Origin of the sequence: Brevibacillus agri, from assembly GCF_004117055.1 — a bacterium.
In the GTDB taxonomy this organism is placed as follows: domain Bacteria; phylum Bacillota; class Bacilli; order Brevibacillales; family Brevibacillaceae; genus Brevibacillus; species Brevibacillus agri.
Genome location: NZ_CP026363.1, coordinates 2569746 through 2585923, shown reverse-complemented (window position 1 = coordinate 2585923; position 16178 = coordinate 2569746). Strand labels below are relative to the sequence as shown.

General features: G+C 54.8%; 17 protein-coding genes and 1 riboswitch. Of the genes, 5 read left to right on the top strand and 12 right to left on the bottom strand.

Annotated features, from left to right (window positions below; translation table 11 throughout):
* Positions 1–110: 110 nt before the first annotated feature.
* The 9 genes from BA6348_RS12960 to BA6348_RS12915 all read right to left on the bottom strand — a co-directional run bounded on the left by BA6348_RS12960 (position 111) and on the right by BA6348_RS12915 (position 8343).
* A complete protein-coding gene (locus BA6348_RS12960; protein WP_122952506.1) occupies positions 111–1082 on the bottom strand; it encodes an ABC transporter ATP-binding protein in 972 nt (323 codons plus the stop codon).
* Positions 1083–1094: 12 nt separating this feature from the next.
* Positions 1095–1883: an ABC transporter permease gene (locus tag BA6348_RS12955; RefSeq protein WP_007777713.1), complete on the bottom strand. Its 789-nt coding sequence runs from the start codon at positions 1881–1883 to the stop codon at positions 1095–1097.
* 4 nt (positions 1884–1887) lie between these two features.
* Positions 1888–2667 (bottom strand): ABC transporter permease, encoded by a 780-nt coding sequence (locus tag BA6348_RS12950; RefSeq protein WP_005834352.1) that lies wholly within the window; start codon positions 2665–2667, stop codon positions 1888–1890.
* Between the two features lie 407 nt (positions 2668–3074).
* Complete coding sequence (locus tag BA6348_RS12940) at positions 3075–4361, bottom strand: IS110 family RNA-guided transposase (RefSeq protein WP_197186350.1); 1287 nt, start codon at positions 4359–4361, stop codon at positions 3075–3077.
* Positions 4362–4658: 297 nt separating this feature from the next.
* Positions 4659–5420: a DeoR/GlpR family DNA-binding transcription regulator gene (locus BA6348_RS12935; protein ID WP_005834353.1), complete on the bottom strand. Its 762-nt coding sequence runs from the start codon at positions 5418–5420 to the stop codon at positions 4659–4661.
* 152 nt (positions 5421–5572) lie between these two features.
* Positions 5573–5743: a 50S ribosomal protein L32 gene (gene rpmF / locus BA6348_RS12930; protein ID WP_005834357.1), complete on the bottom strand. Its 171-nt coding sequence runs from the start codon at positions 5741–5743 to the stop codon at positions 5573–5575.
* A 138-nt stretch (positions 5744–5881) separates the two neighbouring features.
* The gene (locus tag BA6348_RS12925; RefSeq protein ID WP_005834359.1) at positions 5882–6400 is read right to left on the bottom strand and encodes a YceD family protein; all 519 of its coding nucleotides are present in this window, start codon (positions 6398–6400) and stop codon (positions 5882–5884) included.
* Between the two features lie 84 nt (positions 6401–6484).
* Positions 6485–7552, bottom strand: coding sequence for a SepM family pheromone-processing serine protease (locus BA6348_RS12920; RefSeq protein ID WP_005834360.1), 1068 nt, complete (start codon positions 7550–7552; stop codon positions 6485–6487).
* Positions 7549–8343 carry a patatin-like phospholipase family protein gene (locus BA6348_RS12915; RefSeq protein WP_005834363.1) on the bottom strand — a complete coding sequence of 265 codons (795 nt, stop codon included), beginning with the start codon at positions 8341–8343 and terminating at the stop codon, positions 7549–7551. Before BA6348_RS12915 ends, BA6348_RS12920 begins: the two co-directional genes overlap by 4 nt.
* 135 nt (positions 8344–8478) lie before the next feature.
* On the opposite strand from BA6348_RS12915, the gene ylbJ reads away from it, so the two are divergent.
* Entirely contained in the window at positions 8479–9711 is a 1233-nt protein-coding gene (gene ylbJ / locus BA6348_RS12910) for a sporulation integral membrane protein YlbJ (RefSeq protein ID WP_026557334.1), read from the top strand.
* 16 nt (positions 9712–9727) lie between these two features.
* Here the strand turns inward: ylbJ and coaD are convergent, their stop codons facing one another.
* Together coaD and rsmD are read right to left on the bottom strand one after the other, a co-directional pair.
* Positions 9728–10210: a pantetheine-phosphate adenylyltransferase gene (coaD, locus tag BA6348_RS12905; RefSeq protein ID WP_005834369.1), complete on the bottom strand. Its 483-nt coding sequence runs from the start codon at positions 10208–10210 to the stop codon at positions 9728–9730.
* 29 nt (positions 10211–10239) lie between these two features.
* Complete coding sequence (rsmD, locus tag BA6348_RS12900) at positions 10240–10806, bottom strand: 16S rRNA (guanine(966)-N(2))-methyltransferase RsmD (RefSeq protein ID WP_005834371.1); 567 nt, start codon at positions 10804–10806, stop codon at positions 10240–10242.
* Between the two features lie 401 nt (positions 10807–11207).
* Here rsmD and BA6348_RS26715 point away from each other — a divergent pair, with 401 nt between their 5' ends.
* Both BA6348_RS26715 and ku read left to right on the top strand, forming a co-directional pair.
* A complete protein-coding gene (locus tag BA6348_RS26715) occupies positions 11208–11351 on the top strand; it encodes a hypothetical protein (protein WP_005834373.1) in 144 nt (47 codons plus the stop codon).
* Between the two features lie 224 nt (positions 11352–11575).
* Positions 11576–12556: a non-homologous end joining protein Ku gene (gene ku / locus BA6348_RS12895; RefSeq protein WP_122952764.1), complete on the top strand. Its 981-nt coding sequence runs from the start codon at positions 11576–11578 to the stop codon at positions 12554–12556.
* Between the two features lie 141 nt (positions 12557–12697).
* On the opposite strand, the gene BA6348_RS12890 is transcribed toward ku, so the two are convergent.
* Positions 12698–13579: a cation diffusion facilitator family transporter gene (locus BA6348_RS12890; protein WP_122952765.1), complete on the bottom strand. Its 882-nt coding sequence runs from the start codon at positions 13577–13579 to the stop codon at positions 12698–12700.
* A 253-nt stretch (positions 13580–13832) separates the two neighbouring features.
* Positions 13833–13943, top strand: a riboswitch (TPP riboswitch).
* A 151-nt stretch (positions 13944–14094) separates the two neighbouring features.
* Between BA6348_RS12890 and thiC the strand changes: the two genes are divergently transcribed.
* Both thiC and BA6348_RS26710 read left to right on the top strand, forming a co-directional pair.
* Positions 14095–15846 carry a phosphomethylpyrimidine synthase ThiC gene (gene thiC, locus BA6348_RS12885; protein ID WP_005834379.1) on the top strand — a complete coding sequence of 584 codons (1752 nt, stop codon included), beginning with the start codon at positions 14095–14097 and terminating at the stop codon, positions 15844–15846.
* A gap of 21 nt (positions 15847–15867) precedes the next feature.
* Positions 15868–16038 (top strand): hypothetical protein, encoded by a 171-nt coding sequence (locus tag BA6348_RS26710; protein ID WP_165328988.1) that lies wholly within the window; start codon positions 15868–15870, stop codon positions 16036–16038.
* Positions 16039–16178: the final 140 nt, after the last annotated feature.

Here is a 16178-nt window from a genome sequence, read left to right as displayed (position 1 = left end):
AGATTCTCATTCGGATATGTATGATTGCGAGCTGTTTTTAATACCAGGTACCAAAACAGTATAAGGGAGAACGTCGGCAATTACAAGTAAAGTTCTTGAAAATGTGGCTCTCACTCGCGGTACATCAGCCGAATGATTTCCTCGATCCCGGGTTCCTTCATTTGGATGTCCAGCGGCTCGCCCCAGTTCGCGACTGCGGCGAGAATGCGCGGCGAAGAAATTTTGCCTTTGTCAAAATGAATGGACAACACATTGCCTGCAAGCTCCATCCGCTCAATCCCCGGCAGTTCCGCCTCCAGGTGCGGGGGCTGGCGATATTCGACCTGAATCAAGCTGGGCAGGCCAATTTGGCGGCGCATGTCGTCCAGGCTCGTATCCATCATCTTTTTCCCGTGATTGATGACGATAATCCGCTTGCACAACTGCTCAATATCGTCCATGTCGTGCGTCGTGAGCAAAATCGTCTTTTTTTGCGTCTCGTTGACTTCTTTCAAAAACGCGCGAATCCGCGTCTTCGCAACCACGTCCAGGCCGATTGTCGGCTCATCCAGGAACAAAACGGGCGGATCGTGCAAAAGGGTCGCAGCGAGGTCCGCTCTCATTCGCTGTCCCAAAGACAACTTGCGCACAGGCGTGTCCAAAAACTCGTGCAAGTCCAAAAGCTCCTGGTACATCGCCATCGCGCGCCGATAGGCCCGGTCGTCGATCTTGTACATCGCCTGTAAAATTTCAAACGAGTCTTTGACAGGCAAGTCCCACCACAACTGTGTACGCTGTCCGAACACGACGCCGATGCGCGAAGCGACCTGGATTCTGTCTTTTTGCGGACTGTAGCCGTCAATGCGAATTTCCCCCTGACTCGGATGCAAAATGCCGGAGAGCATCTTGATCGTGGTCGATTTCCCCGCGCCGTTCGGACCGATGTAGCCGACGAACTCCCCCGCCTCGATTGAAAAGGAAATGTCGTCCACCGCCTTGACTTCGCGCTGCTCGCGGGAAAACAGGGAACGCAGCGAAGCGAACGGACCTTCTTTGGGCGGAGTCAGAAAAAACGATTTGCTGATATGTGCTGTTTCAATCATGTTACAACCTCCTTAGCTTCCCGTACTGTGATAGTGCCGAATCCCCGTATTCCAGAAGGCTCTCGCCAATAGCAGCGCCACTGTCGCCGCGACAGGCGCTGCAAGCGGGTAGTACCAGCCGCCCCCTTTTCCAAGCAAGGTCAGCATTGGCAAGTAGTTCATGTAGGCGATCGGGAGCGCCGAGAAAAACAGCCACTTCAGCCAGCCCGGATAGAGCGAGATCGGATAGTTGGAGGCGTTGGCCGGAGCGTAAATGGTGAAAGTCAGCATGTCTTTCATTTGGTGCGTCCAAAAAGACAGCGCCGCCGAGGCCAAGGCCATGGAAAAATAAATGACGCCGCCCGACATGATCGCCACAGGCGAAAACAGGGCGAGCCACCCAATCGGTCTGCCCTCTGCCGCAAGCCCGGCGAGCGAGACAGCCAGCACCGCCACTCCCTGCACCACCCCGCCAATGCGCGAAAGGTCCAGATTGCGCGTGAGCAGAAGCATCAGCGGGGAGACGGGACGAATCAGCATCTGGTCGAACTCGCCGTGCACCACGTACTTTTCAAATTCGTGCAATTCTGGCGCAAACAGCCGATACAACGATACGGATGTCGACGAGATGCCGTACAGCATGCCGACCTCATAAATGTTCCAGCCCGCCACGTTGTCAAAGCGGTGCAAAATGGCGGAAAGAACGACGAAATCAAGCACCATAATCATCCCGGTCGTAGCCGCGCTGGTGATGAAATTCATTTTGTACTGCATTTGCGCGCGAATGCTGGCTGCGATTAGTTTTCGATAAAGTCCAAGCACCTCTCTACCCTCCTTGAATCTCCAGTTTTCTTCTCGCTCGCCCGGTCGCCAACAGCGCGATCGCCGTCAGCGCTACCGCCCAAAAAACTTGAACGGCTATCCCGTGCGCCGGAGCCAGTTCCAGCCAGGTCATGACCGGATAGTAAATCATCGCGGCAAAAGGCAAGAACGGAGCGACTTCCCCAAGGATGCCAGGCAACAGATCGACAGGAATCATCTGTCCGCCAAAGCCGAACAGCAGCGACATCAAAATAAGGTGCAACCAACGCACCTCTGTCGTCCAAAAGGAAGAGATCCCGACCAGATAAAACAGGAGCATGGCGATGTACACCGCGAGCAACAGCGAGAGCGGAAACAGGAGATAAGTAAGCGGGTGGGAAGGAACGTAGAAGCCGACTGCAAGCCCGAGCAAAATGCCGATTGGTAGACTGCGATAACAGGCGTTGTAGAGCAGCCTGCCAAACTCCTGGCTCAAGGTGTACCACAAATAGTGGACGGGCTTAATCATGTCCAGGCTTACCGCCCCGCTGCGAACGCCCAGTTGGACATGGAGGCCTGGAGACAAAAACGCCGTGACCCAGAGCACACTTTGGCAAATTGCGATGTAATGGGCCATGGTCGTGGCATCGTACGGACCGTGTACTTGCTTGCCACGCAAAACCCCCATCCAGATGGCAATAAAAACAAGCCCGAAAACCGCGCTCGCCACATTGTTGACCAGATGAGAGAGACGATACTGAAGATTGCGACGATAGCTTTTGCGAATCAGCCGCCAGTAGACCATAAATTCCTCCCACTATAAAGTAATGTTTTCTCCTGTTTTCTCGCTCATTCTCTGTTTTTTAACTTTGACATCTTAAAGCTCTTGTCGGAAGATTGAAGGAGATACAAATATTTCTGTAAGGGCTGTGGCGGGAATAGAGCCTGCAATCACCAGTTTCCAGACTGTGGATAAAAAGGTATGATCGCACAGTGGATCTCCACATCCGCCCTCGGGGTTTACCCTCCCATGTCACGCTGGGTCTATGCCCTTACATTCCTTCGTTCTACCTCTCAAGGGGTGGAGGCCGATTCTAGCTCCTCGACTGGGTCGTTGCCCTTATGGATTTTAATTCTTCGGCTTCTCCGGTGCTTCCGTTGTCATGGTTGTACACATGTGAATAAGCGAGATGACAGGTTTGTTGATAAGCTTTATGCAGCACTTTGTTGTAGCTGGGCTTGTCGAATCGGCCCCAATACTTCGTTTGCGTTATACTCTTTCTGCTTTGTCCCCAGTGTATAGAGGACGCGAACCAGTTTTCCACATAAGGCGATAATCGATTGCTTCTTCTTGAGCGGATTTTGACTACGCGTTGTATAATACTCGTGGAGCGCTTTAAACTCTTTGTTTTTGGCTACCATCGGCAGCATGCAGCGGAACAAGATGCCTCTTAGGCGAGAGCGCCCCCGCTTGCTGATTCCGGTCTTTCCCTTACGTTTTCCAGAGCTGTTCTCCGTCAGATTCAGCCCAGCCAGACGGATGATCTGCTGTCTATGGTCGTAGTTGTTCAGATCGCCAACCTCCGCCAAGAAGCCGGCGACGGTCAGAATGCCAATCCCTGGGATGCTCAGCATTTGCTTCGTTCCGGGGATCTTCTCCAGAATCTGCAGGACTTCCGTCATAATGCTTTCTTCTTGCTTGCAGTACAGATCGTACTGCTGCAGCAAGGCGGCAAGCTCGATTCGGGCAGCTGTCAGCCCCTCGGTAAGCCCGATAGAGACCGTAGCGGCAGCATAGAGCTGCTCCGCTCTCTTGATGCCCACTCCACGCTTGATTTCCGTCTTCCAATGTGTGAGAACGCCTCTGGCGCCTATCGAGACAATCTCCTCTGGAGTGGGAAACTGGCGCATGGTCATCAGTGATGCCTTGCCTTCCCAGTCCTTAAACACTTGTGGATACTCCGGAAAGTAGCGGTCAAACCAGTTTGTAATCCGAGCTTTCACTTGATTCAAGCTCACCATGACCTTCTCCCGAAAATTCATCAGAATGCGTAGCTCTGCATATTCCTTGGTCGGCAAATTGGGCTCTGAATATTTCCCGCTCCGAATCAGGTCGGCAATGACCTTCGCATCCTTGTAGTCGCTCTTGGTCTGCGAGTTGTCCTCAAGTTCTTTGCTCTTGTTCACATGGTGCGGATTCACGACGACGACCCTGATGTCTTGCTCCTTCAAAAATGCCGCTAACGGGAACCAGTAGTGTCCGGTAGGCTCGATGCCAAATACGATGTCGGTTTTCTCATGTATCCGGCCAAGCTCCTTCATCCACGCAGCCAGTTTCGTTAGCCCCTCCTGATCGTTGTGGAACACACATTCTTTCCCAAGCTCAATGCCTCGGAAATCCACGGCTCGAGCTACATGAATCTTTTTGGCGATGTCCGCGCCAACAACCAGTGTTTTTTCGGTAATTCGTGTAATCCGTTGATTCTGTTTCTGTTTCAGCTTATACTTCATGTAGAGCGTCCTCCTTTTCATTAGGGCAGTGAATGTGACCATTCCAAGACCCAGCATACAGGAGGCGCTTTTTTCTTTCAAAGCTCAAATTTCTTCATTACAGGAATGGCTCCTCGTGGAAAAGTCAGGATTTTTAGGATAGCAGGCCGTCTTTGTCCTTGCAAGCAAAAAAGAGAAGATTCTTCCCGCAAGAAGAACCTTCCCTGATAAATCCACCTGCTGTCACGCGGGGCTTCCCTTCACGCCAGCCAGGTGAAATCTATCCGCTCTTTGAAAAATCGTCGCCTACTCGTTTGCGACTATGACTTCCACTTCGTTTTTTTCCAGCGCCTCTGCCATCTCCCGCCCAGGCTGGCGGTCTGTCACGATCATGTCGATTCGCTCCAGGCTGGCTACGCGGTACAGCATGCTCTTCCCGAACTTGGTATGGTCGGCGAGAATGATGACCTGATCGGCCCGCTGAATCATTTCCCGAATGAGATAGCCGTGATCTTCATTCGTCGAGACGAGGCCGCTCGTCGTGAGTCCACATGCGCCAACCAGCACCTTGTCTACATGGTAATCCGCCAAGTTTTCAATGGTACGGGTGCCGTGCACGCACTGATCCTCCGGGTTGACGTCCCCGCCGAGCAGCTTCACAAGCACGCCATCCTTGCGCGCCACACTGGCGGCTGTCGCGAGCGAGTTCGTGATGATGACATGGTCTTTCGTCTGCAGCGATTCTACCGTCAGTTGCACGGTCGTCGACGCGTCGAGCAGCAAATAATCGCCGTCTTTTATCAGGCGGGCTGCTGCCTGCGCAATCCGGCGCTTGCCCGACAGGTCGAGCTGCATCCGCTCCTGATGCGAATAGCTTTTTTTGCTCAAGCTGGGCAAAATCGCTCCGCCGCGCGTGCGCAAAATCTCGCCCTGCTCCTCCAGCTTGACGATGTCACGCCTCGCTGTGTCGCGGGAGACGGAGAACTTTTCCACGACCTCCTGCACGCTGATGCGCTGGTGCTCTTGCAAATACTGCAAGATCGCGGCCAAACGTTCCTCTTGGTACATCACGATTTCACTCCATCCTCGCCTTTCTCCTTCATTGTAAGTCATTTGCACATTTTAAGCAATATATGTAAGTATTAATAAGTAATGATAAGCGAAATGAGCGCACAAAAAAAGCAAGGTGATTGCTCACCTCACTTTTTACGCAGCAAAGCTTACTTTGCCACTTTCACACCTTTGTAGTGACCGCAGCTTGGGCAAACACGATGCGCAAGCTTGTATTCGCTGCAATTATCGCATTTGATCATGCCTGGAATCTCTAATTTGAAGTGCGTACGACGCATTCTTTTACGGGTTTTGGAAGTTCTCCGTTGAGGTACTGCCATCTTCCTTACACCTCCTTCAACTGACAAATGCTAAGATGCTCTATTGGGTGGATAGTATAGGCAAAATGCTTATGCCATCCTTCAAAAATGAGACGCTGCATCCGAAGACCGGCGCCTCACCTTGAAAACGGTAGAATACTACTTGCTGTCCTTGAAAAAGTCCGCCAACCCGGCCAAGCGCGGGTCGATCCGCTCATTCTTGCAGCTACATGCCACTTCGTTGCGGTTCACTCCGCAAGTCGGGCACAATCCTTTGCAGTCTTCCTCGCACAACGGGAAGGTCGGCATCGCAAGCAAAAAGTCCTCTTGCAACAGAGCGGTCAGCTCGATTTCGTCGCCCTCCAGCGGCAGGATATCGCTGTCTTCGTCCTCGCCCAGCACCGGATCATCCGCTAGTGCAAAGGTTTCGGAGAAGTCGACTGCTGCGTGATGGGTAAAAGGATTCAGGCACCGGGCGCACACAAAATCGACATCCGCCTTCATGCTGCCTTTTACATAGTAGAGATTGCCGAGCTGTACAGCCTCGCCCTCTGCGTTCACAGGCGTAATCCCGCGAATTTCCTGATGGCGATTTTTCAGCTCCGCTGCGTCGAGCGTCAACTGAAACGGTAATGGCTCTCCTTTTCGGTGTTCCAACTCTGCTAACTTAATGTTCATAGCACTTCACCTCATGCACAACAAGGATGATTATAGCCCGTGCAAAAAGCTTTGTCAACCATTTTTCCTTGACAGCTTGTTTGCTCAGGAAGATTTCGGTTTTCGTCCATCCAGATACGCAATGGCATCCGCAACATTTTTGACAGGAACGATCTGCATGGAGGTTCCGATCCGTTTGGCGGTAGCCAGGGCTTCCTGATAATTGGAGGTTGCATCAGGCGTATCCTGAGGCGCGAAGAAAATCTCCGCCCCCGCCTTGTCGGCTGCGATGACCTTGTGATTGATCCCGCCGATTCGGCCTACTGTCCCATCCAATGAAATGGTGCCTGTACCGGCAATTTTATAGCCTTTTGTCAAATCTTTCGCCGTATCGAGCTGATCCAAAATTTCCAGCGCCATCATCAGTCCGGCAGACGGGCCGCCAATGCCCTGCGACGCGATGGTCACTTTTTTCGGTATGAAGATCTGCTGCTTGTTGTCAGGACGCACTCCGATCCCGACGGACTTTGACTCCGGCAGTGGTACCAAGGTTACCACCGTTTTGGCTTCTTGTCCATCTCTCGTGTATGTAATTTCCACCTGATCGCCGGCCTTTTTGCTTGCGAGAGCTTGCAGCAGGTCTTTGGCTTCGGCGGTGCGAACGCCGTCGACAGCCGTGATGATGTCGCCGATCTTCAGCACTTTTTTGGCAGGCAGGCCGTCCAGCGTCCCCATCACCCAGACGCCTTCCTTCTCGACCTTCACCTCGTAGCCTGCCAGGCGGAAAGCTACGGCCTCGGCGATCTTTTGCGAATTGTCCATCACCGCCTGCTCGCGGCGGACGAAGTCTTCGTTGTCCTCGCCTTTGCTTACGACCAGCTCCTTTGGCATCAATTCCGCATCGGGAGACAGGTTGGCGTAGACGTACCAGGCCAGATTGGCCTCGCCCATCCGCACGGTGGTGAGCATGAACGCGCCTGTCTCGTCCTTTTTGCCGCCCTCCACATCAATCATCGGCCCCAGCTCAATCGCCGAACCTGGCCGGGTCACGTAGTAATTTGTCGGGATAAAAAAAGAAAGTCCTACCAGTGCAACGATCAAGGCAAGAACCCAGCTAAAGCCTCTGCCCGCTCTTGATCTGCGTCTTTGTCCATAAAGCTGTTCCTCGCTCATCCGCTTTCCTCCCAGTTCGCAATCAGTTGCTGGATGCGCTCTGCCTGTGCTGCACCCTCGCGTTCGCCCAGCTCGATAATTTCCTCCACGCCAGAGTAGGCGATACTGCTATAGTGTCCAACATCCGGGCGGATTACGATGTCTGCCGCGATGATCCGATGGCGCAAAATTTCTCGTTCCATGACATCGATCGTCTGCGCGATGACATCAAAAATGCTGCTCACTTTCATCGGCGTATCGACCTGCGCGACGTCGACGGCAATGACGATGTCTGCTCCCATGTCTTTTAACACCGTCACCGGCACGCGGTCGATGACTCCTCCGTCGACGAGAAGCCGCCCGCCTACCTTTTCCGGAACGAAAATGCCCGGAATGGAAATGCTCGCCCTGACCGCCTGATCGATCGGCCCTTCGCGAAAAACGACCCGCTCACCCGATTCGATATCTGTCGCCACGATCGCCAGTGGCTTTTGCAGCTCCTCCATCCGCTTGCCGTGGGTGAGCAGTTTAATCAGTTGCTTGATTTTTTCTCCCGCCACAAAACCCATGCTCGGTACAGTCAAGTCAAGCCAGTGCTTGCGCTTGAGGTTTTGCGCCAGTTTTCCCATCATGTGCGGCTCGATCCCGTTCGCATACACCGCCGCGATCAAACTTCCCATGCTGCTTCCCGCGAGCATGTCGATCTCGACACCGTGCGCCTCCAATGCTTTCAAGACGCCAATGTGCGCAAAACCGCGGGCTCCGCCTGAGCCTAGCGCCACTCCCACGATTGGCTTTCGCTTCGCCGTCATGCAAACACCTCCTGTAACAGCCTATGTGGCCACTCCCCGTTCCTTTCACACTGGAAAGATACAAGCTCACGCATAGATCATCCCGCTGCCACGTAGACATGTACTATGATCTTTTCGTCGACACAGGAGGATTCCATGTCACGCCACTCACCGATTTTCACCCTGTTGCTTGCCCTCTCGACTGTCGCGCTCGTCCTGACTTTGGTGATTTATTCGCAAATTTCGTTTGAAGCTGCCGTCCGCGGACTCAAAATCTGGTGGGAAGTCGTCTTTCCCTCTACCCTCCCGTTTATCGTCCTCTCCGAAGTATTGATGGGACTGGGCGTGGTCCACTTTGTCGGCGTGCTGCTCGAACCGTTGATGCGCCCTTTGTTCAACGTCCCCGGCACAGGCGGCTTCGTGCTCGCCATGGGCTTTTCCTCGGGGTATCCGGTGGCCGCCAAGCTGACGACCCGCTTGCGCCAGCAGGGCAGCGTGTCGAAAGCCGAAGGAGAGCGGCTCGTATCGTTTACGACGACGGGCGATCCGCTGTTTGTCATGGGAGCGGTCGCCATCGGCTTTTTTCACAGCGAACAAATGGGGATCGTCCTGGCCTTGACCCACTATTTGTCGGCAATCATCATGGGGCTTGTTTCCCGCTTCCACGCTCCGTTTGCCGCCGTCTCGAAGCCATTGGAAAAAACGAGCCTGCCGCTGCCGCTTCGGGCGCTGCAAGCGATGCACCGCGCGCGAATCCGCGACGGGCGGCCGTTCGGCAAGCTGATGGGCGATGCCGTGCAGTCCGCGCTGAACACGCTGTTCATGATCGGCGGCTTTATCATCGTCTTTTCCGTCTTGATCCAACTGTTTGCCGCCATTCACCTGACGCAGATGATTAGCACGCTGCTCGCCATCTTTCTCGGCCCCTTCGGCTTTCCGCCTGCCTTTTCCCAGGCGATCATCGCCGGGCTGTTCGAGGTCACGCTGGGCGCGCAAGCAGCCAGCGTCGTACCTGACGGCGTCTCCATGGTCTGGAAGGCGGCCATCGCCAGCGCCGTGCTTTCCTGGGGCGGCCTGAGCGTCCATGCGCAAGTGGCGAGCATTCTCAGCGAAACCGATATTCGCGTAGCGCCTTATTTCATCGCCCGTGCCCTGCACGCCGTGTTGGCGGCGATTTTGACGTTTGTCTTCTGGCAGCCGCTGGTCAAGGTCAGTACGTGGTTTCTGGAAAAAAGCGTTCCCGTCTTCATGCCGACCACAGCGGGAATCCCCGTTACGAGTTGGTGGGAGACGATCGCTTTTTCCGGCACGCTCGCAGTCGGCGTAGCTGTCCTGCTGTTTGCGATCAGCTTGCTGGCCCGCTATGTTCAAAGCGGCAAGACGAGATAAACGGCTTCTTTCCCGTTTACAACTGGGCCATTTTTCGCTTGAGCGCCTCTTCGACGGCTGGCGGCACGAGATCGGCAACACTCGCCTTGTATCTCGCCACTTCCTTCACGATGCTGGAGCTTAAATACGAGTACTGGTTGCTGGTCATCATAAAAAACGTCTCGATCTGGTCGTCGAGCTTCTTGTTGATCGAGGCAACCTGCATCTCGTATTCAAAGTCGGAGACGGCGCGCAGACCGCGAATGATGACTTTGGCTCCGCGCCTGTTCATGTAGTCGATCAACAGACCGTCAAACGAGTCGATCTCCACATTGTCCATGTCCGCTGTCACCTGGCGAAGCATCTCGACGCGCTCGTCCACGCTGAACAGGGAATTTTTTTTGGAATTAATCAAAACGGCTACGATTACTTTGTCAAACACCTTGGCCCCCCGACTGATAATATCGAGATGTCCGTAGGTCACAGGGTCAAAGCTTCCCGAGCAAACGGCGATCGCCATTTTGTTTCCTCCTTTTCGTGTGCTGGTGCTTACGCTTCCTTTTGCGGATCGTAATAATACAAGGTGACAGCCGTATCACCGTAGGTCGCTTGCCGATCCTTGACGCAATCGCCGATCGCATCGGGAAAAGCGTCTTTGCTGTCGTGCTCCGCCACGATCCAGGCGCCTTCTGCGAGCAGGCCGAGCGCTTGCAGTTGCTCGATCTCTTCCACGATTCGTTGCTTCGCGTACGGAGGGTCGAGAAAAACGAGCTCGAACGGCTGGGCGCGCTTGGCCAACTGCCGGATCGCCCGCTCCGCATCCATGCGGTAAAGCTCGGCGTACTCGTCCAGTCGGCAGGCGCTGACATTTTGCTTGACGACGGCGAACGCTTTTGCATCCCGCTCGACAAAGACAGCCTTGTCCGCTCCCCGGCTCAGCGCCTCGATGCCCAGGCTACCTGTTCCGGCGTACAAATCCAATGCCCAGCCCCCGTCAAAATACGGGCCGATCATGTTAAAAATCGATTCCTTAACCTTGTCGGTCGTCGGCCGCGTCCCGCTACCTGGGACGGCGGCCAGTTTTCTACCTCTGTGTTCTCCCGCGATGACGCGCATAATGATTTCACCTGTTCAAAGAAGTTATAAGGGATAAAAGCTGATATCATACTATCACAACTGCCTACCCCCGTAAAATTGGCAACTGGAAAATTTATGGCGGATTGCGCGTATAGAATGCACAAAGATTGGAAAACATGATGGATAGCGACGCAATGGTGTCGCTGACAACCGCGGAGAAGACTTACGTTTCCCCATAAGCTCTTCCTCCGGTTTCTCCTCTCCCATAATTGAAAGGCAGTTCACTTTGGCGCACGGCGTGTCTGATAGGAGCATTCCGTGCCGACGCTCCCCGCGCGGGAGGAGTTGAACCGCTGCCCCATCGTCTTTTGGCGAGGGGGTATTTTTTTGCCCGCAGGGGGAGCATACTACTTGCACCTATTCCAAAAGGGGGAATCGACATGGCAGAAAAACAACCGTCCGCGCAAAAGCTGAAAGCGTCCAAGGCCCAGTCCATTGCCGACCGTACCGGAACAGGCGTCGAGCAAGCGCGGGAAATGCAGTCGCGCGCGGACCAGTCCGACATTATCAAGCACGGCCAATAACGCGAACACAAGCTAAAAAAGCCAGTCGCTACATCTGAACTGCACCCGATTGTTAGATACACCTAACAGTTGGAGGTGCAGTTTTTTTGTCTACGTTTACAGTTCTTCGCTATTTCCATGCCGGCTGGCGACGATGACAATGTTTCCCCGCCTGCATTTCCCTCGCGGCATCCGCTTGTCGGCTACAAACAATAAACAAAAACAGTCCGTACTGGAGGAATCATATGCACACCGTCTGGAAAGGCTCAATCAGCTTCGGCCTGGTCAATATACCCGTCCGCATGTTTACGGCAACAGAGGAACGGGACATTCGCTTTCGCCAACTGCACAAGGAATGCAACACCCCGATCAAATACGCCAAAATGTGCCCGCATTGCCAGCGGGAAGTGGAACCGAGCGAAATCGTCCGCGGGTACGAGTACGAAAAAGGCCATTTTGTCATGATTAACGACGAAGACCTGGAGGCGATCACGCCCGAGACGCGCCGCGCCATTGAAATTCTCGACTTCGTGGACTTGTCGGAGATCGACCCGGTTTACTTTGACAAAAGCTACTTCCTGTCTCCGCAAGATACGGGAGAAAAGGCGTATGCGCTGCTGCGCGCCGCCATGGAGCAGACCGGAAAGATCGCCGTCGCCCAGGTGACGATGCGCAATCGGCAAAGTCTCGCCGTCATTCGGCTGTACGAGCATTGCATCATGCTGGAAACGATTTTTTACCCGGACGAGGTGCGCCCGGTCAGTCAAGTGCCCGCCTTGCCGGAGGCTACTGTCCCGCTCGCGGAAAACGAACTGAAAATGGCGACAGAGCTGATCGGCAACATGACCGTTCCGTTCGATCCCGCCAAGTACACCGACGAATACCGCGTCGAGTTGCAAAAAATGATCGAGAAAAAGCTGGAGGGCCAGGAGATCGCCACCGCTCCGACGGTTGCGCGCACGAATGTGATCGACCTGATGCAAGCTTTGAAGGAAAGCCTGGCCTCGACAGCAGGCACTACGGGCAGTCCCGTGAAGCTTGCGCCGGAGCTTGCGCCGGAGCCTGCCCCGGCAGCCGCGAAGCCGAAAGCAGGGCGCAAACGGGCCGCTTCTGCGGAGAAAGCGGACAAGACAACCTCCCCTGCCAAAGAAGCGGTGGGGAAACCGAGTCCCGGTCCGACCTCGACAACGAAAACGCTTCGCCGCAAAAAAGCCACTCCTGTGTAAAGCGGCGTTGGAACAGTTGGTGGTGCGGTGCGAAGCCATAAGCAGAACACTTGGCTTGCGCGCAGCCATTGGCGACGCCTTAGCCTTACCGGATAACGTCTGCGCAAAAAAACCTGCCCCATTTGCGGACAGGTTTTTTGCTTATCTTTTTGCGAGCTGTTGTTCCGGTTCGATATGAATGTGAACCGTATTGATTTTGTGCACACGTTTCATCCGTTCTTCGATATTTTCGGTGATGGTGTGGCTTTCTACTACGTTCAACTGCGGATCGACGTGGATCACGACGTCAACGAGCACGCTGCTGCCGTGATAACGCGCCTTGATGTCGCTGATCGCTTTCACCCCGGAAATGGAGAAGATCGTCTCCTTCAGCTCCTCCAGTTGCCCCTCATCGAAGCCATCTGTTAAGCGATGCGTCGCCTCCCGGAAAATATCCCACGCCGTCTTCAGGATAATCACCCCGACCACGAGCGCTGCCAGCGGGTCGAGCCAATGCAGTTGGAACTGCGCGCCCGCCACTCCGACAAACGTCCCGATGCTGACGAAGGCATCCGAGCGGTTGTCGGCAGCGGCCGCGAGCAACGCCTGGCTGTTCGTTTTCACGGCGAGTTGGTGATTGTACCGATAGACCCCGAGCATAATGACCGCAGTCGCCAGCGCCGTCCAGCCTGCCAACAAGTCGGGAGCAGTGTGGTTTGTATCAAACAGCGTCGGAATCGCTCCGGTAATGACCTCCAGCCCGACAAACAGCATGATGAACGACGCGACCAGGGCAGAGATCGTCTCCGCGCGAAAATGGCCGTACGGATGGTCGCGATCCGGCGGCTTGCGGGCAATGCGCAGCCCGATCAGCACGGCAATCGACGCCACCACGTCCGTCGAGTTGTTCAGCCCGTCCGCCATTAACGCTGCCGAGCCTGTCAGCACCGCAACCCCTATTTTTAACGCCGAGCAGAAAATATAGGCGATAATGCTGACCCACGCACCCCGCTCTCCTTGCTTCAGATCCGAATATACATTCACACTCCATCACCTCAAAAAATCTCAATCGCCCTATTCGCCCAAAGCCTTAGAACAGAACGTATAAAAGCAGTTTCTCGTTTTTTCGAATTTCATCGTACCAGACGCAATTCGTGTGGGTCTACAGAAACAGTTTTAGTCCGATTCATGAGTATAGAGGGGGGGAAAATGTGTTGCCCTGTGGCAATTTTTGTTGGAAACTTTTTCTTGCCAAGCACGGCTGTTCTCCGGTATCCTAATCTTGCAACGACAACCAAAAACAAGCACGGGAGCTTGGAAATCACCAGGCTGAGAGGATGGTACTGTGCCATCGACCGTTGAACCTGAACTGGGTAATGCCAGCGGAGGAATGTCCATATGACAGATTAGCGACGCGTATCTTTTTTTCGGATACCCGTCTCTTCTCTACTCTCGCGTCTGGCGTCGCATGTTCCCATGTGGCGTTTTTTCGCGACGGGCCTCTTTCGCCTCCCTACAAGGTTCGCTCTTTCGTGCAACCAAGCCAAGGAGGTTTTTTTATGTCATCCATTTCATCTTTTCCCGGAAGCCGCAAAGTATACGAGGTAGGCAGCCGCCCCGACATTCGCGTGCCGATGCGCGAAATTGCGCTATCGCCTACCGAGGGGCTGTACGGCACCACACCAAACCCGCCGTTGCGCGTGTACGACACAAGCGGCGAATACACGGCCGAAGGTTATGTCGCCGACATCAACAAAGGGCTGCCGCTCGTGCGCCAGCGCTGGATCGAGGAGCGCGACGATACGGAGAGCTATGCCGGCCGCGAGCCAAAGCCTGTGGACGACGGAATCCGCAACGCCGACAGCGCAGGGAAGATGCCCGCTTTCCCGCGCGAAGGCTATCAGCCGAGACGGGCGAAGCCAGGCAAGACGGTCACCCAGCTTCACTACGCCCGCCGTCACATCATCACGCCGGAGATGGAGTACATCGCCATCCGCGAAGGCGTCACGCCGGAGTTCGTCCGGGCTGAGGTGGCGGCAGGCCGCGCGATCATTCCCGCCAATATCAATCATCCGGAAGCGGAGCCGATGATTATCGGCCGGAATTTTCACGTCAAGGTCAACGCCAACATCGGCACTTCTGCCGTCAGCTCCTCAATGGAAGAAGAAGTCGAAAAAATGATCTGGTCGGTGCGCTGGGGCGCGGACACGATCATGGACTTGTCGACCGGAAAGCACATCCACACGACGCGCGAGTGGATCATCCGCAACAGCCCGGTGCCTGTCGGAACCGTACCGATTTACCAGGCGCTTGAAAAAGTGAACGGCAAAGCGGAGGATTTGACCTGGGAAGTCTACCGGGACACGCTGATTGAACAGGCAGAGCAAGGCGTCGATTATTTCACCATTCACGCCGGCGTCCTGCTCCGCTACATTCCGCTGACCGCGAAGCGCGTGACCGGAATCGTCTCGCGCGGCGGCTCCATTCTGGCTGCGTGGTGTCTCGCCCATCACGAGGAAAACTTTTTGTACACGCATTTCGAAGAGATTTGCGAGATTCTCAAGGCGTATGACATCAGCGTGTCACTTGGAGACGGCTTGCGCCCCGGCTCGATTGCAGATGCGAATGACGAGGCCCAGTTTGCCGAACTAGAGACACTCGGCGAGCTGACGAAAATCGCCTGGAAGCACGACGTGCAGGTGATGATTGAAGGACCCGGCCACGTCCCGATGCACCTCATTCGCGAAAACATGGACAAACAACTAGCGATTTGCCACGAGGCGCCTTTTTATACGCTCGGGCCGTTGACGACAGACATCGCGCCCGGCTACGACCACATCACCTCGGCGATCGGCGCCGCGATGATCGGCTGGTTTGGCACCGCGATGCTCTGCTACGTCACGCCCAAGGAGCATCTCGGCCTGCCGAACAAGGAAGACGTGCGCAACGGTCTCATCGCCTATAAAATCGCCGCTCATGCAGCGGATTTGGCCAAAGGCCACCCGCGAGCAAAACAGCGCGACGACGCTTTGTCCAAAGCCCGCTTCGAGTTTCGCTGGAACGACCAGTTCAACCTGTCTCTCGACCCCGAGCGCGCCCGCGAATACCACGATGAGACGCTGCCTGCCGAAGCAGCGAAGTCCGCGCATTTTTGCTCGATGTGCGGCCCGAAATTTTGCAGCATGAAAATCTCGCACGACATCCGCCACCAGGCCCAGGAGCAGGAGCGGATCGAGCCTGCCGCCATCGCAGCGGGCCTGCAAGAAAAAGCCCGCGAATTTCGCGAGCAAGGAAGTCAACTGTACAAATAAGCGCCCGGAGGTGGCAGACGATTGAATGATGTGTTGCAATTGCGAAAAGAGATCGCGCGCCTGGAGGTTGACCTTGAACGTCTGAAGCGCCAACTGGCCCATTTGCAAAAAGCGTGCGCGCATGAGTTCGTCGAGACCCCCCTCGCCCGCACCTGTGCCAAATGCTTGCAAACGGAAAGCCTCTATTATTAGACAGCTTCCCTGCCACACCTAGGAAAGTTGGCTGCGCCAATGGCTCGGCCCCAGCCTTAATTGCCCCTTGTACTGGATAAGCAGCTTATGCACAAAAAAGACCGCCATCCTCGACAGTGGGATGGCGGTCTTTTCACCTG